Genomic DNA, 22,872 nt, shown 5'->3' with positions numbered 1-22,872 from the left:
CTACGGTGGGCGGGCAGCGCACGGACACCAGCAAGGGGCCAGCGACACCATGACGGACCAGACGACGCCGCCCAGGCCCCGGCCCGCGCCGGAGGAGCGTCCCGCCCCGGTCGACTGGGCCACGGACTGGGACCACACCCACGAGGCCTACGCGGCGGCGGCCCCCGAGATCTGGGACGACCTGCGGGGGCGCTGCCCGGTGGCCCACACCGACCGCTTCGGGGGGGCCTGGCTGCCCACCAGCCACCAGGACGTCTCGGCCGTGGCCCACGACACGACGCACTTCACGTCCCGCAGCGTGATCGTCTCGGACTTCAAGCCCACCGCCCCGGCGCCGGTCGGCTTCGCTCCCCCCATCACGTCGGACCCGCCGTTCCACGAGTTCGCCCGCCGCCTGCTGCTGCCGGCCTTCTCCCCCAAGGCGGTCCGCCCGCTGGAGGCCACCACCCGGGAGCTGTGCGGGGGCCTCATCGACACCATGCTGGACGGCCTGGCCGAGGGCGAGGACACCGTCGACGTGGCCACCGCCTACAGCCAGCACATCCCGGTCCAGGTCATCGCCCACATGCTGGGCGTGCCCCCCACCGACGGCGACCGGTTCCGCGTCTTCATCCACCGCATCCTCGAGAAGCCGGGCCAGACCGGGCCCACCGACACCGAGGACACGATGATCAGCTACCTCGAGGGCGTCATCGCCGATCACCGGGCCACGCCCCGCGACGACCTCATCGGCTACCTGCTCGACCTGGAGATCGAGGGCCGGCCCCTGGGCGACGACCACATCCTGGGCACGGTGGCCCTGCTGCTCATCGCCGGCATCGACACCACCTGGTCGGCCATCGGGGCCAGCATCTGGCACCTGGCCCAGCACCCCGAGCACCGACGCCGCCTGGTCGAGGAGCCGGAGGTGATGCCCTTCGCCGTCGAGGAGATGCTGCGGGCCTACGCCCCGGTGACCATGGCCCGCCTGGTGGCCGAGGACGTGGAGCTGGGCGGGCAGCAGCTCCACAAGGACGACTGGGTGCTCCTGCCCTTCCCCTCGGCCAACCGCGACCCCGAGGCCTTCGACCAGCCCGACGAGGTGGTGCTCGACCGGGAGCGCAACCGCCACGCCGCCTTCGGGCTGGGCATCCACCGCTGCCTGGGCTCGAACCTGGCCCGCATGGAGCTGCGGGTGGCCCTGGAGGAGTGGGTGCGCCGGGTGCCGGACTTCGAGCTGGCCGACGCCGAGGCCGTCCGGTGGTCGACCGGGCAGGTCCGCGGCCCCCGCCAGCTGCCGATCCGACTGCTGGCCACCCGCCCCGGAGGGCCCCGATGAGGATCCAGTACGACCGGGCCGCCTGCCAGGGCCACAACCGCTGCTACCTGCTGGCCCCGGAGCTGTTCGACGTGGACGACGAGGGCTACGCCATCCTGCTGGTCGAGGGCGAGGTGCCCACCGACCTGGAGGGCAAGGCCCGCCTGGCCGCCGACAACTGCCCGGAGTACGCCATCACCCTCGAGGCCTGAACGGCCCGGTCAGGCCCCCGGCGTGGGCGGGAGGGGCGGGCGGGACCCGGCCGTGAGCTCGTGGCCGCAGCCACAGATGTAGCCGTCGCCGTGGGGGCAGGGCTCCTGGACCTGGAGCCGGCAGCCGCACTCCTGGTTGGTGCACGTCAGCAGCGTGCCGGCCTCGATGGTCATGGTCGTCCTCCTGGGTGGGCCCGGGCCCGACTGCCCCGGCCGGCGGGGCAGGAAACCGGACGGGCCGGCCTGCCTCTCGCCCTCGGCCGGCCTGCCCTCTCGCGCGGGCCGGCCTGGTCAGGGCTCGTCGAGGGCGTCCAGCTCGGCCTGGGCGGCATCGAGCAGGCGGCGGGCCTCCTCGACCCCGGCCTGCGCCGTGTCCCGTCGGGCCCGGACCCGGTCCCGGTCGGCCTCGGCCTCGGCCCGGGCCGCCTCGGCCGTGTCGAGGGCACGGGCCGCCTCGTCCCGGGCCCGCTCCCGGTCGGCCACCTCCGCCTCTCGGGCCTCCAGCGTGTCGGTGGCCTCGGCCAGGTCGCGCTCGGCGTCGGCCAGGGCGGCCCGGGCCCGGTCGGCGGCGGCGCGCAACCGGCGCCGGGCGGCGACCGACGGGCCGGGTCGTCGGGCCGGCCGAGGCTCGGCCTCCTCGGGGGGTGACGGAGCCGCGGCCGGCGGGCCGGTGGCCGCCGGGCGGCGCCGCGGGCGGGACGGGCCACCGGCCTCCGCAGGTGGGGCGGCCCGGGGGGACGTCGCCGCCGGGGACGGGCCGGTGGCGGTCGGCTCGGCGTCGGCGGACGGTAGGGCCAGGAGGCGGCCCTCGGCCCACGCGGCGCGGGCCGGCGGATCGGCCAGGATGGTGCGCAGGGCCAGGCCCACGGCGGCGGCGTCGAGGGCGGGGTCGATGTCCGGGGCGTGGGCGGCCAGGGCCTCGACCGCGGGCCGGAAGCGGCGCAGGGCCTGGCGGGCGCTCCCGCCGTGGCCGGCCTGGGCGGCCGCCAGCTCGGCTGCGGCGGCCAGGACCTCGGCCGCCTCGGCCGGGTGCCGACGGCCCACCTCACCGACGGCCCAGACCAGCCGGGTGGGCTTGCGCACGGTGGCCAGGGCGGCGGCCTCCCCCTTCCGCCCCTCGGCCCGGAGGGCTCGCACCCGGGCGGCGCGGGCCCCCACGAACTCCTCGGGCGGCCCGGCCAGCAGGGCGGCGACGTCGTCGGGGTCCGGGTCGGCCATGACCCGGGTGCCTAGCAGCCGTCGCCCCGGCCCACCGGCCGGGCCCCACCGACGTCACCGCCGGCGCCGGTCAGCGGTCCTCGGGGACCCACACCGCGGCCTCCACGTAGGGGGCCCGGTCGTTGTTCACGGTGTCGGTGTCGCTGGACCAGACGACCAGGGCGTCGCCAGCCGCCTGCCACCGGCCCCCGCAGCACTGCTGGTCCAGGGCCGGGGTCCCGTTGGGCTGCCACCGCCCGTCCCGGAGCACCATCGTGGACGGCTGGTCGCAGCGCTGGACGACGACCTGGCCGGCCACGGCCTCCACCAGGTAGGGGCAACCGACATCGGCGTTGACACCCGGCACGTCAGGGAGGCGACGCCACCGACCGGTGCGGGCATCGAGCGCCGCCACCCCGCCCGTGCCCCGGCCGCTGCCGGGGTCGTCGAGCCCGGAGACCAGGACCACCTCGCCCCCGACGGCGACGGCCCGGGTGAAGGGGACGCTGCCGGTGGTGCTGCCCAGCTCCGTGGCCGCCGGGGCCACCTCCCGGAACGACGTCCCGCTCGGGTCCCAGGCCAGGCCGGACCCGATCCAGTTCACGGCCAGCACCTCGGTCCCGTCCCACACCGCGTTGGTGTAGAGCAGGCTGGTGAAGGCGACCAGGTCGGCCGGCAGGGCCAGCGGCTCCCACTGGCCGGTGGTCGGGTCGAGGGCCGCCAGGCGCTCCATGTCGAAGAGGCGCTCGCCCGACCAGACCAGGGCCGGGGCGGCCCCGGCGGAGACGATGCCCAGGGATCCGAGCGCCGCGGCCAGCTCCGGAGCGACGGGCACGGCCCCGAGGTCGCGCCAGGTGCCGGTGCCCGGGTCCCAGGCCGCCGAGGTGGTCCGGGAGCCTCGGGCCACGGCCACCACCTCGGTCCCGGTCCAGGCCAGCTCGACGGCGTCGCCGCCAGCGAGGGGGGCGGGGGCCAGGGTCCGCCACGTGCCGCGGTCGGGCCGGTGGGCCCAGGCCGAGCCGTCGGGCAGGACGATCACCAGCTCGGCCCCGGTCCAGGCCAGGCCGGCGCCGAGGGCGGGCGGCACCGGCCCCGGGTCGAGGGAGTGCCAGCCGGGGCCCAGGCCGGCGAAGCTGGTGGGCGCGGCCGGAGGGCCCTCGCCCCCGGGCGCCGGCGCCGTCGGCCCCGCCGTGGGCGCAGAGGGGGGGCCGGCCTGGACCCGGTCGCGGGCCTGGTCGCCGTCGCCCGAGACGGCCGAGCGCACCAGCACCGAGGCGCCCACCACCAGCAGGACGGCCGCCGCGGCCAGGGCCACCGCCCGGGCCCGGTGGGCCCGGCGTCGTGAGGCCCGAGCCCGGTGCAGGTCGCGGGCCAGGGCCACCGGATCGGTGGGCTCCACCTCGCCGGCGGCGGCGGCCAGGGTGGCGCGGAGGAGGGTGTCGAGATCGGTCACGGGTAGTCCTCCGAGAGGGGGGTCGTCGCCGGCTCGGCCGCAGTCGACGCGTCGACCCGGAGCCGGGCGGCCAGCGCGGCCCGGGCGTGGAACAGGGCGTTCTTGACCGCGCCGGGCGTGATGCCGGCGTGGCGGGCGACGGTGGCCACGTCCTGGTCTAGGAGGTAGTGGAGGACCACCACCTCCCGCTGGCGGAGGGGGAGGGCCCGCACCGCGTCCCGCACCTCGGCCGTCAGGCCCTCGGCGGCCGGCTCGGCGGCGTCGGCCCGACCGGGGAGGCGGTCCAGGGCCCGGGCCTCGGCCCGCCGCCGCCGCAGGCTGGAGCGGCAGGCGTTGAGGGCCACGGTCGTGGTCCAGGCCACCAGCGAGTCGAGCGGAGCGCCCCGCTCCACGCGCTCCCAGGCCCGGAGCAGCGCCTCCTGGGCGCACTCCTCGGCCAGGGCCCGGTCGCCGGCCACCAGCGAGACCACACGGACCAGGCGGGTGTGCAGGTCAGCGGCCTCCGCGGCGAAGGCGTCAGCGTCCACAGATCACCATCACAGCCGGGAGACGCACGAGGCGCCCCCCGAGGTTCGATCGGTGTGATCGGTCAAGGGCCCGCTGCTACAGTCCACCCCTCACGCGGACGTAGCTCAGCTGGTAGAGCATCACCTTGCCAAGGTGAGGGTCGCCGGTTCGAATCCGGTCGTCCGCTCCATCAAGACGAAGCCCCTGGCCCTCTGACCAGGGGCTTCGTACCGGCCGGGCCCCTTCGGGACTCTCGCCCTCAGGGCGGTTCGCCCATGACCTGCCCATGCTCTTGCCCATGACCGCTCGATGCGGCAGAGCCAAGGACAGCTGGGAACTCCGCGTCTACCAAGGCATCGATCCAGCCAGCGGGCGACAGCGATGGGCCACCCGTACCGTCCACGGATCGGCCCAGGAAGCCCGCCGTCAGCTGAAGGCTTTCGCGGAAGAGGTCAAACGGGCTCGAACCCACACCGGGTCCATGGGCGACCTACTGGAACAGTGGTCCGAGACCGCATCCCCGCACTGGGCGGCGACGACAGCCCGCCAGACCCGCTCCTGACCTTCCCCCGGTTGTCCGGACGGGGTTGGTGTGGTGATCATGCCGCGGGTGCCGCGGGTGCCGGGGTGCCGCGGGTGCCGCGGGGGTGTGGGTTCGCTCGGGCCGACGGCGGCCGGCTGCGCCAGTCCCTTCGCCGCGATCCGGCTCAGTCAGCTCGATTGGGAGGCCATCGAGAACCTGTACCGCGCCATGGCAGCCACCGGCCTCCAAGCGGCCTGGATTCGCCGTTGCGCCACGGTCCTGACCCAAGCTCTTGTTCCTTATGCTGACAAGGTGCCCGGCGGTGGCGGTCCAGGGGTTCTGCGACGTCTCGCCGTGGTGGCGGTGTGCTTGCTTGCCGACGTGTCGTGCGGGACGGGGTCCGATGGGGGCGCGGCCACCTCGGTCGAAGCTGGAGGGCGAAGCGTTCCGCTTGACGAGGCGACGGGCCTGCAGGAGTTGTTCGACGCTGAACGTCGTCGCCCGATGGTGGTGGCGGTGGACGGCGGCGCGCTGATCTTGGGCGGGGCCATGCTGCGAGAAGGTTCCGTCGAGCGGCAACGACTCGAGCCGACTGGCGAGGTGTTCCTGGTCGAGACCGACGCGAGGGTCACTGAGCTCACAGCACCACCAGTCGCCGCACCCCTCGACAACCTGTCGGTGAGCGCATGGGACGGTGCGGTCCACATGGCCGGGGTGACCTGTCGAACCGGCTACACGCCCAGTGACATCGGCGAGCTGGGGTGCGAGCCGGGGGATCCGATCCTCTTGCGTCTCGACCTGATCGACCGGACCTGGGAGGAGGTGGCGCGGCCGACCGGAGCCCCAACGCCTCGGGATGTGCAGGGTGCGCTCGGCACCTACACGTTCGGTGATGGTGGGGTGGCCTACTCCGTCCTCGGTGACGAACCCGACGCGACGATGCGAACCTGGGTCTCGACCAACGGCGGCGGTGAGTGGAACGAGATCGACGTCCCCCCCAACTCGGGTCTGTGCGCGACCGGAGGGGCGCTCCTTGCCGTTGACGATTCCCGCATGGTGTCGCCGGAGACGGATGGGCCGGCGCCGGTCGAAACGCCGCTCACGCCCGATGCGGACTTCGATCTCGGCATCGCCCGATACGACCCGGCGTCGGCGGCCTGGGACACGGTGCCCGAGACCGGTCCCGCCGACCTTCGGATCGTGCGAGGCGGCAACATCGGTCGTTGCACGCCGGATGCGGGCTATGTCGTGTTGGCCCTGACGGGCTCGGGTGATGGCTTCGTGTCGTACCACCCGGATCACGGCTGGGTGAGCGACGGATCATTGGACGGGGCCAGTGTCGGCGGCCTCACCTCGACCTCGTCCACCACCGTCGTGCTGATCGGTGCGCCCGGGTCCGATGCGATCGCCCTCGACGTCGCGACCGGTGGGCAACGATCGGTGTCGTTGCCCGAATCGTCTGAGGTTCTCGGAGGTGTCGGCGCAAGTCACCTGCTCCTGCTGGGCGCCGAGCTGGAGATGATCGAGTCGTAGACCTGCTCTTGATCCTTGGCCCGCCGTTGGACGATTCAGGCGCGGACCTGGGCCCCGAGCGGCCGCCACCTCAGCGCGGAGCAGAGCAGGCGACGGCCAAGACCGCGTCGACGAGGTCCGCGACCTGCCGGTCGCTCGTGGGCTCTCGCCGGAGGAGCTGCCGGTAGAACAGAGGACCGGACAGGAGATCGACGAGCAGGTCGAGATCGGCATCGGCGTCCAGCTCACCCTCTGCTCGCGCCTGCGAGAGGCGCTCGAGCACGGGTTGACGGCGATCGCGGACGAAGGCGGCGTGGAGCTGGGAGATGACCGGGTCGTCCAGGGCGGCGGCGAGGAAGGTGGGCAGCGAGCGCTGCATGGTGGTCGACTCGACGGCGTTGCGCACGCGGATGAACATGGCCACCAGGTCGACCCGGAGGTCGGCGGTGGGCGGTGGCGGTCCGGGTGGGACCAGACGTGTCCACGCGTCGGCGACGAGCTCGGAGGGCCCGGGCCAGTGACGGTAGAGGGTGGTGCGCGAGACGCCCGTCTCCCTGCTCACGCGCCCGAAGGTGACCGCTCCGGGGCCCTCGGTCCGAAGGAGCCGGTGGACGACGGCGATCACCGTGGATCGGGTGCGTGCGATGCGGGGGTCGCCGTCGCTGATCGCCACCGTGGCACCGTAACCGTGGGTCGAACGTCGCTGACCTCCGTGCTCGACTTCCGGTACAGTGGTGCACTGTTTCTCGGCCGCCCCACCCGGGCCGCCGCCCGACCGACGGAGGATCGCATGCCCCACACCTGTGGTCGAGGCCACCGTCCCGGTGCCGTGCGCCTGCTCCTCCTCGCCGTCCTCGTGATGTCGCTGGCGGGGGCGGCCTGCTCCTCCGGGTCCGACGACGCCGGCGACGGGACGTCCGGGACGAGCACGTCCACCGGGGAGGGCTCTGCGGGGGGCGGCCGCACCGACGGTGGCGAGGGGACCGGCGACGCCGACGGCACCGACCCACGGCCGGCGCTCCCCGATGAGGTGGCGCTGCCCATCGTGTTCGTGCACGGCTTCGCCGGTTCGGCCCAGCAGTACGAGTCGCAGGCCATGCGCTTCGTGGCCAACGGCTACCCGCAGGAGCGGATCATCGCCTACGACCACGACGGGGCCGGGGTCGACTTCGACGCCTACGTCGCAGGGGTGGCCGAGGTGGTCGACGAGGCGCTGGCCACCTTCGAGGTCGAGCAGGTGTACCTGGTGGGCCACTCGCGCGGGACGGGGGTCTCGAGCACCTACCTCGCAGATCCCGCCCGAGCGGCGAAGGTCGCGAAGTACGTCGCCATCGACGGCCAGCCGTGCCCCGACGTGGTGCCGTGCCTGGCCCCAACCCAAGAGGCCCTTCCGGGCCAGGCCCACGTCGAGGTGGCCACCTCGAAGGAGTCCTTCGCCATGCAGTACGAGTTCCTGGTCGGTGAGGAGCCCGAGGTGGTCGACATCGTGCCCCAGCGCGCCCCGGTCGAGATCTCGGGGCGGGCGGTGAACTTCCCGGCCAACACCGGCCGCCAGGCCGACCTGGCCATCTGGGAGATCGACCCCGACACCGGTGCCCGCTCCGGTGACGACCCCCACGCCACCTTCGAGCTCGGGCCCGACGGCGAGTTCGGGCCCGTCGAGCTCGCCACCGGCGCCCACTACGAGTACGCCCTCTCGACGGACGACTCGCCGGTGACGCACCACCTCTACCTGCAGCCCTACGTGCGCAGCAGCCACCTGGTCCGACTGCTGTCCTCGCCCCCCGACGGCCCGACCCGGGCGAACACGAACGTCGGAGAGGACCACACGGCGCTCATCGCCATCCGCATGCGCGAGTGGTACGCCGAGGGGGACGCCCGCGACGTCCTGGAGATCAGCGTCGATGGGAGCGAGCCGGTGGACGCCATCACCGACTTCGTGGGCAACGACACCATCGGCCTCCACATCCACGACGACGCCGCCACCCCCGGGGAGACGACGCTGGCTCCGCTCCCCTACTTCTCGGAGCAGCCCTTCCAGAGCGGCATCGACGTGTCCCTGCCAGCATCTCCTGACGGGAGCGGGACCATCACCGTCACGAACCTGCCCCGCGGAGACGCCCGCCGGCCTCAGATCCTCAACGTGCCCCGCTGGCCGTCCAGCACCCATGCGGTCAGCGTCGTGTTCAGCGACTGGGAGGTCGACGGCGCGGCGTGACCCGTGCCCCTGTGGAGCGGGCACGCACCGGCAGGCGGACGAACGCCCGTTGGCCTCCGGGTCGGGTCCCGCCAAGCCGGTGCCGGGGCGCTGGTGGTCACACCCCCGGCTACTGGCAACTGCGCTGTGTCGACGTCAGGTGACGAACGCGCTCTGGTCCCAAGGGGCTACCGGCCGCGCTTCGGGCGGCAGAGATCACCGACCGCGACCGGCTGGCCGGTGGTGAACCAGTGCTCATGCAGAGCCTTGATCCGCCCGGGGGTCGGCCATCCAGGCATGTGCATCATGTACTCGGCGCGGTCAAAGACGTTCAGCGTCTCGCAGTAGACGCGTTGTGCGGTGGCCACGTCGCCGGGATGCTGAAGCGATCGGGCCATGCCCTCGAAGGTGCCACCTCTGATCCGGAGTCGGACATGCGGCGTGGCCGACGCGTTGCGGAGCCACCCGGCCATCGGGCCTCGGATGGCGACGAGGTAGGCCGTGTCGTTGTGAAGAATGACAGAAATCGGTGAGCGTGTCGATGGTGCCGGTGCCGTCGATCACCGCGCTTTGGATCGACGTAATCCAGGTGCCGGCTAGGTCGAGGTCCATCATCGCGATGCACGCCAAGGTGCTCTCTGGGCACTCCTCTTCCGGTTCTTCGATGACGCCGGGGCCGTAGTCGTAGAAGTCCATCCGGAGTGAGGTTCTGGGTCATGGCGGATGCGAGCAGATTCATCCCCAGACGGCCAAGTCTGCCTTCCCCAGGTCCGCCATCATGTGAGCAGTGTCAGCTCAGCGCCGCAATCGACTGACGGCCGTGTGTCCGATGGTCCGGATCCGTTGCCATGGGCCAAGTTGGACTGACCAGACGGTCTTGGTCACTTCCCAGAGCGAGAAGGCGGCCTCCGAGCCGGGGATGAGGACTACTCGTGCCGCATCTCCGAGTGCGCCTAGCTTCGTCGCTCTCTCTTGTAGGCCGAGGTAGTCCTCACGAGGCACGGAGCCGGGCTTTCCCGACTTCGCTCGGTCTCGGAGCTCACGGTGGCAGTAGTTCAGGTAGCCGTTCAGGCTGGCGGCCTCGAGCATCCCGTTACGAACATCGTTGACGGCGTTGGTGGCGTCTGTCGATCCCTGGCCAGCGGTCAGCCAGGCGCGGATCTCCTGGTGACGCGAGCGGGTGTGGAACGGCAATCGGGAGGCGTCGTCCGGCACCATGGCGAGGATCCGTCGCCTGGCTGCCCGTTTGGGGAGGATCCGCAGCTCGGTCCGGTCCATGTGTTCGAAAAGCCGGGTGGCCGTGTCGATCCAGTCCAGACCGACCTGCACCTGGTCGGCGTCGTCGCTGCGGAGGGCCGCAGCGGCTCGTTCTTGGGATCGAGCCAAGCTGATTGCAGCGGGGACGAGGCGACCCTGGGCCCAAAGACAGGCGGCGATGCGCTCACGTCGGTGGAGGGCCAGGGCCGGGGTGTCCTCAGAGAGCCGGCGCCAGGCACGCCGCGCGTCGTTGTAGCGGCCCTCTGACCAGGCGATGGTGGCCTCGTCTTCGATGGAGACCTCGCCAGCCCGCTCGGCGACGACCTTGCGGCCGGCGGTGTAGCCCTTCCTTGGCCAGGTTGTGGCGTCGAATCCCGTCGTCGGCTCCAGCCCCTGGCCCACTCGCCAGGGGCTTTCTCGTTGCTGGCGTCGGGGTCATCTTCGGATGCATCCACTTCGGGGCGCAGGTGCCGATGGAGAGGGGCGACCCATCTGGGTCGTGACAATTGCGTTGTTGGGAGCAGTGATGGGCAAGCGCCCAGGAGCCCCGCCGAGACACGACACACCGTCGCGTCCGGGACCTTTCGAGGGGCGTTCCCGACGGCGTCACCTCTGGGCCGCGGTCGCCGCCCTCCTGGTCGTCGGAGGCACCGTGGGCGCGGCCGTCGCCGCCGAGTCCGTGGCCCAGAACGCCGCCGGCGAGGCGCGCCAGGCGTTCGATCAGTCGTCGGCCGAGATCGCGTCACGCCTGCAGACGACGATCCATGACGAGGAATCCCTGGTGGTGAACGCGGGGGCGTTCGTCCTCGAACACCCGGATGCCACCTACCCTGAGCTCCAGCAGTGGATGACCACCGTGCAGGCCTTCGAGCGGTACCCGGAGCTCGAGGCGCTGGCCCACCTGGTGATCGTCCCGGCGTCAGACCTGGACGCCTACGTCACGGCCAAGAATCTCAGCGCCGGGGTCGACGAGCCCGGCGCTGGCTTCGAGGTGACGCCCCCCGGCAAGCGGCCCTTCTACTGCCTGGTGGCGGTCGGGGACCTCCGAGACCTGACGTCGGTCCCACCCGCGGGCCTCGACTACTGCGCCGCGCCCGACGTGGCGGCGTCCATCGTCCGAGCCCGGGACACCGGACAGAGCTCCTACGAACCGATCGTCGACGCCAACGGCCTGACGCGCCTCGGTGCGCAGGTCCCGATCTACCTCGGCGGCGCAGTGCCGACCACGCAGGCCGCCCGGCGCGCCGGGTTCGTCGGTGTGTTGGGCATGACCTTGGACCAGACCGCAGTGCTGGAGCGGGCCCTCACGGACCATCGTGGCCTTGCCGTCACGATGCACTACGACGGGGCCACGACGGATGTCGCGTTCTCGGCCGGTCAGGTTCCGGAGGGGGCCCAGGCGTCGACGATCAGTCTCAACAACGGTTGGACCGTGAAGACCTTCGGGACCGTCGCCTCCGGTGACATCCTCTCCAACGACGATGCCACCGCCCTGCTGGTGACCGGGGTGATGGTGAGCATCCTCCTCGGCCTGCTGGTGCTGGTTCTCGGAACCGGCCAGCAGCGGGCCCTGCGCCTCGTGGGAGAGAAGACCGGCGAGCTTCGTCACCAAGCCTCGCACGACGCTCTGACGGGCCTGCCGAACCGGGCCCTGATCATGGACCGCATCGAGCAGCTGCTGGCGAGGAACCGACGGAACAAGACCGAGGGGGCGGTCCTCTTCATCGACCTGGACGAGTTCAAGAAGGTGAACGACACCCTGGGCCACGAGGCGGGTGACCAGCTGCTCATGGCGGTGTCAGCCCGATTGAGGAGCACCTTGCGGGACGCGGACACGATCGGCCGGATGGGCGGCGACGAGTTCGTCGTCCTGCTCGACGGGGGCCGGCTCGAGGTCGCTCCGGAGCTCGTGGCCAGCAGGGTGCTCGACGTCATGCGCCAACCCTTCGAGCTGACGGGGGTGACGATGCCGTTGATCGTCAACACGAGCATCGGCATCGCCCTGGGCGACCGGGCGACGGCGGGCGAGCTCCTCCGCGACGCCGACGTGGCGCTCTATGAGGCCAAGGACGCCGGGAGGGACCGCTACGAGTTCTTCCACCCAGGGATGCAGACCGGGATCCTCCAGCGCATCGAGCTCGAGTTCGATCTCCGATCAGCCCTCGACGAGGGCCAGTTCCACCTCGTCTACCAACCCATCTACGACCTCGAAGACCTCACCCTCATCGGCGTGGAGGCGCTTCTTCGCTGGGACCACCCCAGCCGCGGCCTCACCCAGCCCGACGAGTTCATCCCGATCCTCGAGCACACCGGCCAGATCAACGATGTCGGCCGTTGGGCCCTCCACCAGGCTTGTGAGCAGATGGCGGCCTGGCACGCGGCCGGCAACATCCTCGACATCTCCGTGAACGTCTCAGGTCGCCAGCTCGACAAGGACGACATCCTCGGCCACATCCGAGACGCCCTCGCCACGAGCGGCCTCGACCCCACCTCGTTGATCATCGAGGTCACCGAGACCGCCCTCATGCGCAACGCCGAGGCCACCGCCGGGCGACTGCGGGCCATCAAGGACCTCGGCGTGAGGGTCGCCGTCGACGACTTCGGCACCGGTTACTCCTCGCTGGCCTACCTGCAGCAGTTCCCTGTCGACTGCCTGAAGATCGACCGCATGTTCACCAGCGCCATCGCCACCTCACCCGAGTCCAAGGCCCTCATCGGGACCCTTGTCCAGCTCGGGAAGGACCTCGGCCTGAAGACCCTGGCCGAAGGCGTCGAGACGGTGGAGGAGATGGACCTCCTACGCGGCCAGCACGTCAACGAGGCCCAAGGGTTCCTCCTCTCGCGCCCGCTCGATCCCCACACCCTCGAGGCCCAACTCCTCGCCCCCGCCCGACCGCCCACCCCGACGAGCGACGTGACCGACTGACGCCGTCGCCATCCCCGTCTACGAGCCTTCAGGCGGTGCGACGGAAGATCGAGACACCACCTGGCCCCACGAGGCAGCCAAGGACGATCAAGGCCACGCCGAAGAGGATCTGCCCTTGGAAGAGCTGGACGATCCCGACGACGACGAGGACGGCGGCGATGATCCAGAGCACGGTCGCGTTCATGACGGGCCCACTCCCCCAAGGAATCTCCCCCAACCACCGCGCTCGACCCCCTGGCATCGGCACGTCGGCCTAGGGCAGGGCCGTGGCGAAGACGACGAGGTTGTCGACGTAGTGGCCCGTCGCCGTGTCGAACTCCCCGTCGCAGGTGATGAGGCGCAGTTCGGGTCCCGGGGTCAGGCCGTAGACAGCAAGACTGGGGAAGGCGTCCTTGGCGAAGCGTTCCGTGCGGAGGACGCCGTAGCGGACCGCGCCACCCCCATCGAGGGCCACCTCGATGACCGCTCCGGGTCGGAGCTCGTCGAGTCGGGAGAACACGGCGGGGCCGTTCGTCGAGTCGACATGGCCGACGACGACCGCTGGACCGCGCTGGCCCGGCTCGGGGCCCCGCTCCCACCAACCGGTCTTCTCCCAGTCGGGGACGGCGAGGGACGCATCCGCGTTGCGAGCCAGATCGACCACCGGGGCATCGACCTCGATGGACGAGATGACGATTCGAGCCGGCGTTCCCCGTGGTTGGGCCGGCAGGGCTTCACCACCGGGAACCCCGGTCGGCGCCGGTGGGGGCACGGTCGTCCCTACATCAGCGTTCGAGGGTGCGGACGCCGAGGGGGAAGGGGTCACCGACGATGGCGCAGGGGACCGGGTGGAAGCCCGGTCCCCTGCCTCATCGCCACCTCCGCAGGCCACCATCAGGACCGTGGTGGCGGTGAGCAGCACACGACTCAGGCGGAGGGGGAACATGTGCACCTACTGGCTCTCAGGCCGCACGGCGACGGAGCACGAGGCCTCCGGCCACGGCGAGGGCTGCCCCGCTCAGGGCGTAGGCGGCGATCGGGACGCCGGAGCCGCTGTCGGTGTCCGCGCCCATGTCGTGGCCAGCCATGCCGCCACCGCCGGTCTGCACGCCACCCATGGGGATGGCGACCATCTCGCCGCAGTTGGCCGGATCGGTGGCCTCGGCGGGGAGCGACGGGTCGAGGTCGCTCATGCGGTCGCCGTCGTAGGCCCCGCTGTCGTCGAAGTCGACGCCGTGCTGGACGATGTGGAGGGCGTCGATGTCATCGCCGACGCTCGCCGGCATCGGGAAGGTCCGTGAGTAGCTCAGGTTGCCCTCCGCGTCGGCGGCGGGCATGCGATCGACGGCCAGCGCGTCGGCCATGGGGTCCATCGCTCCCTCGGTGGTGAGCGAGACCAGGATCGGCCCGTAGGTGGCCTGACCCTCCGAGGTGGTGACGATGCCGTCGCCGTCAGCGTCTTGCTCCGCGGTGGGGCAGGCGCTGTCCTGGCCGAGCACGCCGTGGATGTGTTGGGCGTGCGGTGCCTCGCCGGGGGTGAACCCGCGACCCTGGATCTCGACGGTCATCTCACCGCTCCGCAGGGTCACCGTGGCGGTGGCCGCGGCGCCGGAACCGTTCTGCTCGGTCAGGTCCGCCTGCAGCACCTGCTCACTTGGGGCCTGGGCCATGACCGGCGCACCGGTCGCCAACACCAGGCCGGCGGCGGTTGCCGCGGCCATCAGAAATCGTCTCATCTCATCACTCGTTTCACGTCGGGAATGGGGGAGCAAGCCGGCCGGCCCGCCGCGATTGACTCCCTGCGCGTTCGTCGTCCCCCCATCGCCGGATTGGAGGGCCCGAGACATGGCGGCCACGGACATCCCGAGGGAAGGGTCGCGGGCTCGCATCCCGTCGTCCGCTTTAGCCCTGGCTGACGTCGGTGGTCGCCGGGTTGGGCGCGCCGCCGGCCAGTATCTCGTCGATGTCTCCCCCACCGCCGGGTTGCACCCCCTCTTGCACGGCCGGCAGGGAGTCCCGGGTCGACCAGCGTGACCCCCGACCTTGCCGAGCCGCGCGAAACGACCCAGACCAAAAGGGCACCAGATGTCGGGCCTCTGATCAGGGCCCGGTCGCAGACGATCAGCGCGCTCCAAGCCCCTGGCCCCTGTGGCCAGGGGCTGGATCGTTCCACCGCCCCTTCGGGTTCCCGCCCTTTGCAGGCGAGCCGGCCCTCAGACCTGCTCGTAGATGGCCCGGTTGTAGCCGGCCGGGTCGTTGGGGTTGGCGTCGATGGTGACCGGGACGGTGATGGGCAGCGGCGGGGCTGGATCGGGGTCGATCAGCGGGGGGCAGAGGGCATCGATGGTGAGCTCGCCCTCGGCCCGGAGCGCGATCTGGTCACCTGTGGCCAGCGGGAGGGTGGCGCCGCCGCGGAGGCGACCCCGGGCCCGGAAGCCGTCGATCTCGTAGCTGCACAGCGTCTCGACCGGCGTGCACGTCTCGGCGTCGAGGCGGTAGACGGTCACGGACATGTCCGGGAACCGCATGCGCCGGAACCTGCCCGTCGCCGGGTCGAAGTCGCCCGCCGCGTTCCCCGACGAGGTCCCGGTGTAGACCTCTTGGAAGACGTCGGTGATCGTGAACAGGTCGATCGAGTCACCGGTCCACGTGAGGGTGCCGGTGATGTTGTCGGTGGTGGTGGAGTCGTCGATCGTGCCCGTGAACGTCGACGAGCCGGGGCACAGCGAGGGGTTGCCCTGGTGGGGGATGTCGCGCTCCCGCAGCAACCCGACCAGCTGGGCCGAGACGGCCTCGGTGTCGAAGCTGTGGACGGTGGCCGAGGCCGGGGCGGCCAGGCCGATCCAGCCGGTGAGGGCGGCGACGGCGACCGCCGCCACCCGGTGCACGTGTCGCTTCATGGTGTCTCCTCGCGGTGCGACAGGGGTCTCGGGCGAGTATGGGCATCGGGCATTGCCGTCCGTGAGCGGAGGGCGTTGGAGGGCGATGGTCGGGCTCGGCCCAGCCCTCACGGGGCCCCGGGTAGCCTCGCCCCGGGTTGGTGATGGGACCGGGAGGACGCGACACATGGTGAGTGGTCGGGAAGGCACGCGCTTCGACTGGGACTCGATCGAGGCCGAGTGGGAGGAGCGGGACGATCGCACCTTCGGGCTGTCCGTCGACGCGGCCCTCGGGGACCTGAGCGGGCTCGGGCTCCCGAGCGGGCGCCTGACCGCGCTGGTCGACGACGCTTGGAAGGCGGCGGTCAACGATCGCGACGGCGAGGTCGACGTCCCCTCCTTCGGCGCCATCCTCCGCGGCGCCGATCGCGCCGACCCCAGCGGGACCACCACCGCGCTGACCGCGGCCTGGATCTACTTCTGGCTCCTGGTGCGGTGGGAGAACAGCGACGAATACCCGCTCCTCCGGGCCTTCACCACCGCCGCCACCGATGCCCTGCACACCGATGGCCACCATCCGTCCGACGCCGAGCGGGTGCTGCGCGCCCTCGACCTCCTCTACGACACGCTCCTCATCCAGCTCGACGCCGAGAACGCCATGTTCTGCGGCAGCGCCGGCCTCATGGCCCGTGAGGCGGCGGCCGTCGCCGCCCCGGTGGCCGCCGCCCACGCCGCGCTCGAGCCCCTCGTGGCCCGGGAGCCACCTCTTGACGAGCCGCCGTCGGACCTGGCCGCCCTGAGCGGGATCCTGCTGTCTGACACCGAGGCCCTGACCGTGCACTACCCGGCCGTGGCCGCCGCCGCCGAGGCCTCGGGGGCCTGGCGGCGAACCGTGCGCGGCCGACTTCACGGGGGGTCGCCACCACCGGCCGACCGGGATGCCCTGGCCGCGGCGGTGGCGACCTGCCGGCACGCGGCCGCCGCCCTCGACGAGATCGACGTGGTGCTGGCCAGCGAGCAGCGGGCCCACGCCCATGCCCTCGCCGACCTCCTCGACGTGGCCGAGGCCCCCCTGCTCCACGTGGTCGAGGGCGAGGTCGTCTTCGTCTACCCCTTCGGCCTGCCCGGCTGCGACCCCCACGACCTAGAGGAGCTGGTCGCCCGGTTTCCGCTGGCCGAGGTGGCGGGCCTGGCCGTGCGCACCCAGGAGCTCCGGCTCTCCGACTCGTGGTGGGACCAGGAGGCGACCACGTCCCGCTCCCGCGTCCACCACGTCACCCGCCTGGCCCTCGTCGGGGGCGTCGACCTGGCCACCGCGGCGGGGACTGACGACGAGGAGGTCTGGGAGGGCATCGACGTCGAGCTGTGCATATCGTCGGTGGGCAACCACGGCGTCCGGGTGGTGATCCCCACCGGCGCCGGGCGCCGGCGGCCGGACGGCGCCACCACCACCGACCCGTGGACCCCCTTCGAGCTCGACCAGCTGATCCGGCGGGCCGGCCACCAGTGCGGGCGCGAGCGGATCGCCACCGCGGTGCCACCCCGCCCGGGCGGCGCGCCCCACCACGACGGCATCGGCTGGACGTGGTTCGCCCACCTGGCCTCCGACCTGATCCGCGGCTTCACCATCGAGGCCTCCAGCCTGTTGCGCGACCACGGACGGGCCGGGGCCGAGGAGGTCCGGGCCGCCTGCGGCCACAACGACCTGCGGGCCGGGCGCCACGTCGTCGTCCGCGTCGACCGGGCCATCGCCGTCGACGCCGACGGGGGGCGGCACGAGGTGGACCGGCTGGCCCCACCGGTCGTCCCCGGGGGGGCCGTGGTGGGGACGGCGGTCCTCCACCTCCCCCAGCGCCGCCACGCCACCAGCCTCGACGAGTGGGTGCGCTACGAGGCCCCGGCCCCCGAGGACCTGCTCGGGGCCCTGGCGCTGCCGGGTGACCGGCTCACCTGCGCCGGCGACGTCACCGTGCTCTGGCTGCCCGACCTGCCCAACTGGGCGGTGCTCAGCTACCAGGAGGTGGCCGAGTTCAACGCCCGCCTCGGCGGCGTCTACCACTCGTGGGCGGCCTGGGTCGAGGACGCCGTGCACCGCACCACCGAGGACGTCTCGGCCCACCAGGCCCGGGTGGCGGGCGACCCCGACGGCCCGGACGCCGTCCTGGCCGGGAACTCGGCGGGCGCCCAGGTCACCCTGGACGAGCTGATCGCCTTCGGCACCGAGATCGTCGAGCAGATCGTCGTCGTCCGGTCCATGCTCCGCCACTTCTCCTCCCCCCGGCTGCTGCGCACCCGGGCCGAGCGCGACCTGCTCGACCGCCTCATGGTGGCCAGCGGCATCGTCGAGGTCGGCGAGCTCATCGACCGCTCCCTGAACCTGCTGGTCGACCAGCAGGCGCGCGTCACGCAGCTGACCGAGCGCCGCATGCACCGGCTGCGCGAGCTGGAGGCGGAGAGCGCCCGCCACCGCACCTGGTGGGTCGAGCTGTTCATCTCCGTCATCGGCATCGTGGGCCTGGCCGGGCTCTTCGAGTTCTTCAACAACGAGGTGGTCGACCAGGCCGGGACCCTGACCGGGGTGGCCATCGGGGCGGCCGAGCTGGTGCTGCTGATCGCCGTGGTCATCGCCGTCGTCCGGTGGCGGTGGGCCGACCGGCCGGAGCCGGCCCGATGACCCCCACCGGGGGCCGGACCCGGGCCGTCCGCACCCACGGGGAGATCGTCGCCGATCCCGCCCTCCTCGACGCCGTCGTCGACCAGGTGCTGCTCCCCTCCTTCTCCACCGACGAGATCTGGGACCGCGACACGACCCGGGACCTCGTCGTGGCCGGGGCCCTCACCGCCACCGCCTTGGTCGAGGACGGCATCGTCCTGGGCGCGTCGGCCGAGGAGCGGGGTGGGCCCGGCGAGGTCGGCCTGCTGTCCTACCTGGCGTCCCGGCCGGGGAGTCGCAGCCGCGGCGTGGGCGGCGAGCTCCTCGACCACCTGGTGGCGGACTGGGCCCGGGGGCCGGCGGCCCTCGTCGTCGGCGAGGTCCACGACCCCCGGCTCTGGCCCGAGGCCGACGACGAACGACCCGCAGCCCGCCTGCGGTTCTACGCCCGCCACGGCGCCCGGCTCCTCGACCTGCCCTGGGTCCAACCTGCCCTCACCCCCGGGCGCGCTCCGGTCCCCGGCATGCTGCTGATCACGCTCCACCCCCTCGGTGGCACCCACGTGGAGAGCGCGCCCGTGCGGCGGTGGATCGAGGCCTACACCGGCGACGAGCCCGCGCCCGAGGTCGAGCCCGTCCTCCGGCGCCTGGGCCGGCGCCCCACGCTGGAGACCCTCGACGTCGACGACCTGGCCCGCATCAAGCCCCTCCCCTCGCCCTGAGCTGGCCCCGGGGCCGGACCGGGGCCTGCCCGTCGGCACCGCCTACCGCGACCGTCCTGTCGGCAGCCGTGACAGGGGAGACCGTCCCGGGCTGGTTTGGACCGGCGCAGCCCGGCGAGCGGTCCCGGAGGACGACGAGGAGGTCACGATGGGGTTGTTGAGCGGTGCGGCCAAGGCGGGTCTGGCCCGCAAGGTGTGGAACGAGGTCCGCAAGCCCGCCAACCAGCAGAAGGCCAAGGACATGCTGGGCCGGCTCCGCGACAGCCGCAGCGGGCCGGCCGGCCGCCGGGAGCGCCCGCCGCGCTAGCGGCCCGGGTCCGGCGCGTCAGGTGCCCGTCCGAGGTCGACGGACCAGGAGCACGCCTCGTCGGTCCGGTAGCGGCAGTAGGTGCCGGTGATGATGGTGCTCTCGAGGTGGGTGGCGAGCTCGGGCAGGACCGGGTGCAGCTTGCGGATGGCGTCGCGGACCCGGGCCGTGACCGCCTTGCGGGCCCGTTCGGCCGGGTGGTTGGCGAACTGGCGGGGCTGACCGGCCGGGCCGGTGATCCGTCCCAGCTCGTCGAGGAGGGCCTGCCGCTCGACCGCCACCCGGGCGATCCGTCCCTCGTCGTGGTGGCGGGCCGCCTCCTCGGCGTCGTCGTCGAGGTCGCGCAGGCGGCCCCGGTAGGCGTCGAGGGCCCGGCGGTCGACGACGGTCCCGGCCGGGCCCGAGCGGTCGCTGGCGCCGGCCAGGTCGAGCACGTGGACGTCGGTGTTCGGGGCGGTGACGAGGCGGGCGATGTCGGCCAGGCCCTTGGTGTGGGCCGTGGTGGCCGAGCGCCCGGCGAAGCGCAGGTGCCACAGGTTGCCGTCGCGTCGCATCGAGGCGGCGGCCGCCGACGGGCTCGACGCCGGGGCCATGGCCTCCAGGGCGTGGCGGGCCTCGACCAGCCAGCCGGCGGCGCCCAGGCGCCGGTAGGTCTCGACCGCACTCTCCAGCGAGGCCCGGGCCGCGTCGTGGCGGCCGAGGGCGGCCGACAGGAGGCCGGCGGTGTGGGCGTGGCACCCGGCGAAGGCCACCACCGCGCCGTTGACGCCACACGTGGTGGCCAGGGGGGCCACGTCGTCGAGCAGGTCGGAGCACAGCTCCCGGTCCTGGAGGGCCGCGGCGGCCCAGGCCAGCTCCCGCACCAGCACCGACCACAGGTAGGAGCGATCGGCTCGCCACGTGCCCAGGTCCACCACGGTGGCCACGTGGTGAGCGGCGGCGTCGAGGTCCCCGGCCCGGGTGTGGAAGCCGGCGGCCACGGCGTGGGCGTGGATCGGCGCTCCGGTCCAGTGCTCGACCGCGGCGCGGGCGAAGGCCCGCAGCTCGTCCTGGTCGCCGCCGGCCCGCACCAGCTCGAGGCGCTGGGACATGGCGACGTTGCCGGTGTCCGGCTCCCGGATGCGCTCGCCCATGGCGACGGCGGAGTCGATCGTGGCCGCCGCCGCGGCCAGGTCGCCGCCCAGCAGGTGGAGGCAGGCCCGGCGCGTCTCGGCCACGTAGCGGTGGCGGGGCTGGGCCAGCTGGTCGAGGAGGGCGAGGTGCCGGTCGAGGGCGGCCCGGTAGGCGCCCGAGCCCTGCTCCAGGAGGGCGTTGGCCAGCAACAGGTGCCCGTCGGCCTGCCGCTCCGGGTCACCGGCGGCCACGGCGACCTCCACGATCTCGCCAGCGATCTCCGCCCGCTCCACCGCGGTGCCGGGGGTCCAGACCACGTCGTGGCGGGCGAGGAGGCAAGCAGCCAGCGTGGCCGGATCGGCGGTGCGGCGCCCCAGCTCCAGGGCGCGCTCGCTGAGCGGGCCGGCCCGGGGGCGGTCCTCGGCCACCGAGTGCTGGAGCTCGCGGGCCAGTGCCGCGCTGAGCCGGGCCTCCAGGACGGGGTCGGCCTCACCGGCGGTGACGGCGGCCAGGGCGTGCTCGAGCTCGGCCACGACCTCGTCCCGCCGGGCCGAGAAGCGGGCGCCGAGTTGGGCCGTGGCCAGGGCCACCCGCGCCGTGCGGGCCGTGTCGCCGGCCCGGTCGGCCACGTCTCGGGCCACTCGGAGGAGGCCGCGGGCGTCCACCGCGCTCCCGCCCCGGGCCAGGGCCTCGGACTCGGCCAGGAGCACGTCGACCAGCCGGTGGTCGTCGAGGCCGGCCCCCGAGTCGGCGACGGCGGCCCGCAGGCGCCGGAGCTGGGCCGCCGCCTCCCCGAAGGCCAGTGCCGCGCTGTCGGCGGCAGCCGCCTCCAGGGCCCAGCGCGTGGCCCGCTCGGGGCCGTCGAGGGCGATGGCGGCGATGGAGTGGCGGGCCACCTCGGACGGCACCACCGGCCCGCGCCGGGCGGCCCGATCCTCCAGGGCGGCGGCGACGGCGCGGTGGACGGCGATCCGTCGGGGCGGTTCGACCCCGGCCAGGATCGTCTCGCGCCAGAGGTCGTGGGTGAAGCGCAGGGCGTCGGGCCCGGCGGTGAAGACGCCGGCCTCGACGGCGTGGCGGGCGGCGACGTCGACCTCCACCGTCGAGGACCCCAGCGCCGCGGCGAGCACGTCGGGGCGCAGCTCGGGGGCGGCCACGGCGGCCACCTCCAGCATGGCCCGGGTGGCGGCCGGCAGCCGGTCGACCTTGCGCCCGATGGCGTCGCGCACGGCCCCGGGGACGTGTTCGGCCCCGAGGCCGGCCCGGTCGGCGGCCAGGGCCACCTCTCGCACGAAGAAGGGGTGGCCTCCGGTCCGCTGGTGGACGGCGGCGGCCAGGGCTCCGTCGACGGGCCGGCCGGAGACCCGCTCGACCAGGGCCCGCACCGCGTCCACGCCGATGCCGTCGAGCTCGATGCGGTGCCCGTGGCTGACCAGGGGCGCCAGGTGCCGGCGCACCCCGTCGGCCAGCTCGTCGTGCCGGTAGGCCCCGATCAGGCACAACCCCGCCGGTCCCGGGGCGCGGGCCACGAAGTCGAGCAGCACCAGCGAGGACTCGTCGGCCCATTGGAGGTCGTCGAGGACCACGACCAGCGGGCCGGCCCCGGCCAGCGCGTCGAGGAACCGGGCGGTGGCGTCCATCAGCAGCAGCCGGGCCCGGTCCGACGCCTCGCCGTCCGTGGGCTCCCCCAGGGCCGGGGCGATGGTGGCCAGCAGCGGCGCGTCGTCGCCCGCCAGCTGGCGGGCCCGCGGGAGGCCGACGGAGCGGACCAGACCGTCGAGCACCTGGGTCCACGGCCAGTAGCCGGGCGCGCCGCCGACGTCGATGCAGGTCCCCCACCCCACCCGGGCCCCGGCGCCGGCCACCGCCGCCCGGACCAGGGACGTCTTGCCGATGCCGGCCTGCCCGGCGACCAGCACCGTGCTCCGGCCGTCGTGCAGGCCCCGGTCGACCGCCTCGGCCAGCTGCGCCAGGGGGCGCGACCGGCCGACCAGCTCGGGGAGGGTCGCTCCGTCGGACACGCCGGCCATTCTCGCCGCCCCGGCGGGCCCTCGGGTCTGGCGATGTGCCAGACGGGACCTTCCGCGGTGGACCGGTGATCTCGCGCCCAGTCGGGTGACAGCCACACGAGGAGGCCC

20 protein-coding genes and 1 tRNA gene are annotated in these 22,872 nt (G+C 73.3%); 9 read left to right on the top strand and 12 right to left on the bottom strand.

Features of this window, described 5'->3' with window-relative positions; translation table 11 throughout:
* The first annotated feature begins 49 nt into the window (after positions 1–49).
* Together VEW93_14060 and VEW93_14055 are read left to right on the top strand one after the other, a co-directional pair.
* A complete protein-coding gene (locus VEW93_14060; GenBank protein ID HYI62914.1) occupies positions 50–1,318 on the top strand; it encodes a cytochrome P450 in 1,269 nt (422 codons plus the stop codon).
* Positions 1,315–1,509, top strand: a complete 195-nt coding sequence (locus VEW93_14055; protein HYI62913.1) for a ferredoxin — start codon at positions 1,315–1,317, stop codon at positions 1,507–1,509. Before VEW93_14060 ends, VEW93_14055 begins: the two co-directional genes overlap by 4 nt.
* A gap of 9 nt (positions 1,510–1,518) precedes the next feature.
* Here VEW93_14055 and VEW93_14050 read toward each other — a convergent pair whose 3' ends face one another.
* From VEW93_14050 to VEW93_14035, 4 genes are all read right to left on the bottom strand, one after another.
* Positions 1,519–1,683, bottom strand: coding sequence for a hypothetical protein (locus VEW93_14050; GenBank protein HYI62912.1), 165 nt, complete (start codon positions 1,681–1,683; stop codon positions 1,519–1,521).
* Between the two features lie 117 nt (positions 1,684–1,800).
* The gene (locus VEW93_14045; GenBank protein ID HYI62911.1) at positions 1,801–2,727 is read right to left on the bottom strand and encodes a hypothetical protein; all 927 of its coding nucleotides are present in this window, start codon (positions 2,725–2,727) and stop codon (positions 1,801–1,803) included.
* 70 nt (positions 2,728–2,797) lie between these two features.
* Positions 2,798–4,159, bottom strand: coding sequence for a hypothetical protein (locus VEW93_14040; GenBank protein HYI62910.1), 1,362 nt, complete (start codon positions 4,157–4,159; stop codon positions 2,798–2,800).
* Positions 4,156–4,686 carry a sigma-70 family RNA polymerase sigma factor gene (locus VEW93_14035; GenBank protein ID HYI62909.1) on the bottom strand — a complete coding sequence of 177 codons (531 nt, stop codon included), beginning with the start codon at positions 4,684–4,686 and terminating at the stop codon, positions 4,156–4,158. The genes VEW93_14040 and VEW93_14035 overlap by 4 nt, the downstream gene beginning before the upstream one ends.
* A 94-nt stretch (positions 4,687–4,780) precedes the next feature.
* Between VEW93_14035 and VEW93_14030 the strand changes: the two genes are divergently transcribed.
* Both VEW93_14030 and VEW93_14025 read left to right on the top strand, forming a co-directional pair.
* Positions 4,781–4,856 (top strand) — tRNA-Gly (locus tag VEW93_14030).
* Between the two features lie 459 nt (positions 4,857–5,315).
* A complete protein-coding gene (locus tag VEW93_14025) occupies positions 5,316–6,722 on the top strand; it encodes a hypothetical protein (protein ID HYI62908.1) in 1,407 nt (468 codons plus the stop codon).
* 70 nt (positions 6,723–6,792) lie between these two features.
* Here the strand turns inward: VEW93_14025 and VEW93_14020 are convergent, their stop codons facing one another.
* The gene (locus tag VEW93_14020) at positions 6,793–7,374 is read right to left on the bottom strand and encodes a TetR/AcrR family transcriptional regulator (GenBank protein HYI62907.1); all 582 of its coding nucleotides are present in this window, start codon (positions 7,372–7,374) and stop codon (positions 6,793–6,795) included.
* A gap of 156 nt (positions 7,375–7,530) precedes the next feature.
* Between VEW93_14020 and VEW93_14015 the strand changes: the two genes are divergently transcribed.
* A complete protein-coding gene (locus tag VEW93_14015; protein ID HYI62906.1) occupies positions 7,531–8,919 on the top strand; it encodes an alpha/beta fold hydrolase in 1,389 nt (462 codons plus the stop codon).
* 167 nt (positions 8,920–9,086) lie between these two features.
* Here VEW93_14015 and VEW93_14010 read toward each other — a convergent pair whose 3' ends face one another.
* Together VEW93_14010 and VEW93_14005 are read right to left on the bottom strand one after the other, a co-directional pair.
* Positions 9,087–9,425 carry a hypothetical protein gene (locus VEW93_14010; protein HYI62905.1) on the bottom strand — a complete coding sequence of 113 codons (339 nt, stop codon included), beginning with the start codon at positions 9,423–9,425 and terminating at the stop codon, positions 9,087–9,089.
* 268 nt (positions 9,426–9,693) lie between these two features.
* Positions 9,694–10,557, bottom strand: a complete 864-nt coding sequence (locus tag VEW93_14005) for a hypothetical protein (GenBank protein ID HYI62904.1) — start codon at positions 10,555–10,557, stop codon at positions 9,694–9,696.
* Between the two features lie 124 nt (positions 10,558–10,681).
* Between VEW93_14005 and VEW93_14000 the strand changes: the two genes are divergently transcribed.
* Positions 10,682–13,081 carry an EAL domain-containing protein gene (locus VEW93_14000; protein HYI62903.1) on the top strand — a complete coding sequence of 800 codons (2,400 nt, stop codon included), beginning with the start codon at positions 10,682–10,684 and terminating at the stop codon, positions 13,079–13,081.
* 28 nt (positions 13,082–13,109) lie between these two features.
* On the opposite strand, the gene VEW93_13995 is transcribed toward VEW93_14000, so the two are convergent.
* The 4 genes from VEW93_13995 to VEW93_13980 form a co-directional block, all read right to left on the bottom strand.
* Positions 13,110–13,265 carry a GPGG-motif small membrane protein gene (locus VEW93_13995; GenBank protein ID HYI62902.1) on the bottom strand — a complete coding sequence of 52 codons (156 nt, stop codon included), beginning with the start codon at positions 13,263–13,265 and terminating at the stop codon, positions 13,110–13,112.
* A 69-nt stretch (positions 13,266–13,334) separates the two neighbouring features.
* Positions 13,335–13,955 (bottom strand): class F sortase, encoded by a 621-nt coding sequence (locus VEW93_13990; GenBank protein ID HYI62901.1) that lies wholly within the window; start codon positions 13,953–13,955, stop codon positions 13,335–13,337.
* A 67-nt stretch (positions 13,956–14,022) separates the two neighbouring features.
* Positions 14,023–14,781 (bottom strand): hypothetical protein, encoded by a 759-nt coding sequence (locus VEW93_13985; GenBank protein ID HYI62900.1) that lies wholly within the window; start codon positions 14,779–14,781, stop codon positions 14,023–14,025.
* 492 nt (positions 14,782–15,273) lie between these two features.
* Positions 15,274–15,960, bottom strand: a complete 687-nt coding sequence (locus VEW93_13980) for a hypothetical protein (GenBank protein ID HYI62899.1) — start codon at positions 15,958–15,960, stop codon at positions 15,274–15,276.
* Positions 15,961–16,126: 166 nt separating this feature from the next.
* On the opposite strand from VEW93_13980, the gene VEW93_13975 reads away from it, so the two are divergent.
* From VEW93_13975 to VEW93_13965, 3 genes are all read left to right on the top strand, one after another.
* Positions 16,127–18,613, top strand: coding sequence for a hypothetical protein (locus VEW93_13975; protein ID HYI62898.1), 2,487 nt, complete (start codon positions 16,127–16,129; stop codon positions 18,611–18,613).
* Entirely contained in the window at positions 18,610–19,314 is a 705-nt protein-coding gene (locus VEW93_13970) for a hypothetical protein (protein HYI62897.1), read from the top strand. The genes VEW93_13975 and VEW93_13970 overlap by 4 nt, the downstream gene beginning before the upstream one ends.
* A gap of 148 nt (positions 19,315–19,462) precedes the next feature.
* Positions 19,463–19,621 carry a hypothetical protein gene (locus VEW93_13965; GenBank protein HYI62896.1) on the top strand — a complete coding sequence of 53 codons (159 nt, stop codon included), beginning with the start codon at positions 19,463–19,465 and terminating at the stop codon, positions 19,619–19,621.
* On the opposite strand, the gene VEW93_13960 is transcribed toward VEW93_13965, so the two are convergent.
* Positions 19,618–22,755: an AAA family ATPase gene (locus VEW93_13960; protein ID HYI62895.1), complete on the bottom strand. Its 3,138-nt coding sequence runs from the start codon at positions 22,753–22,755 to the stop codon at positions 19,618–19,620. The genes VEW93_13965 and VEW93_13960 overlap by 4 nt on opposite strands.
* Positions 22,756–22,872: the final 117 nt, after the last annotated feature.

The organism is Acidimicrobiales bacterium (genome assembly GCA_035630295.1).
Taxonomy (GTDB): domain Bacteria; phylum Actinomycetota; class Acidimicrobiia; order Acidimicrobiales; family Iamiaceae; genus Iamia.
Note: the sequence above shows the minus strand (reverse complement) of the source record. Positions and strands in the feature narration are given on the sequence as shown.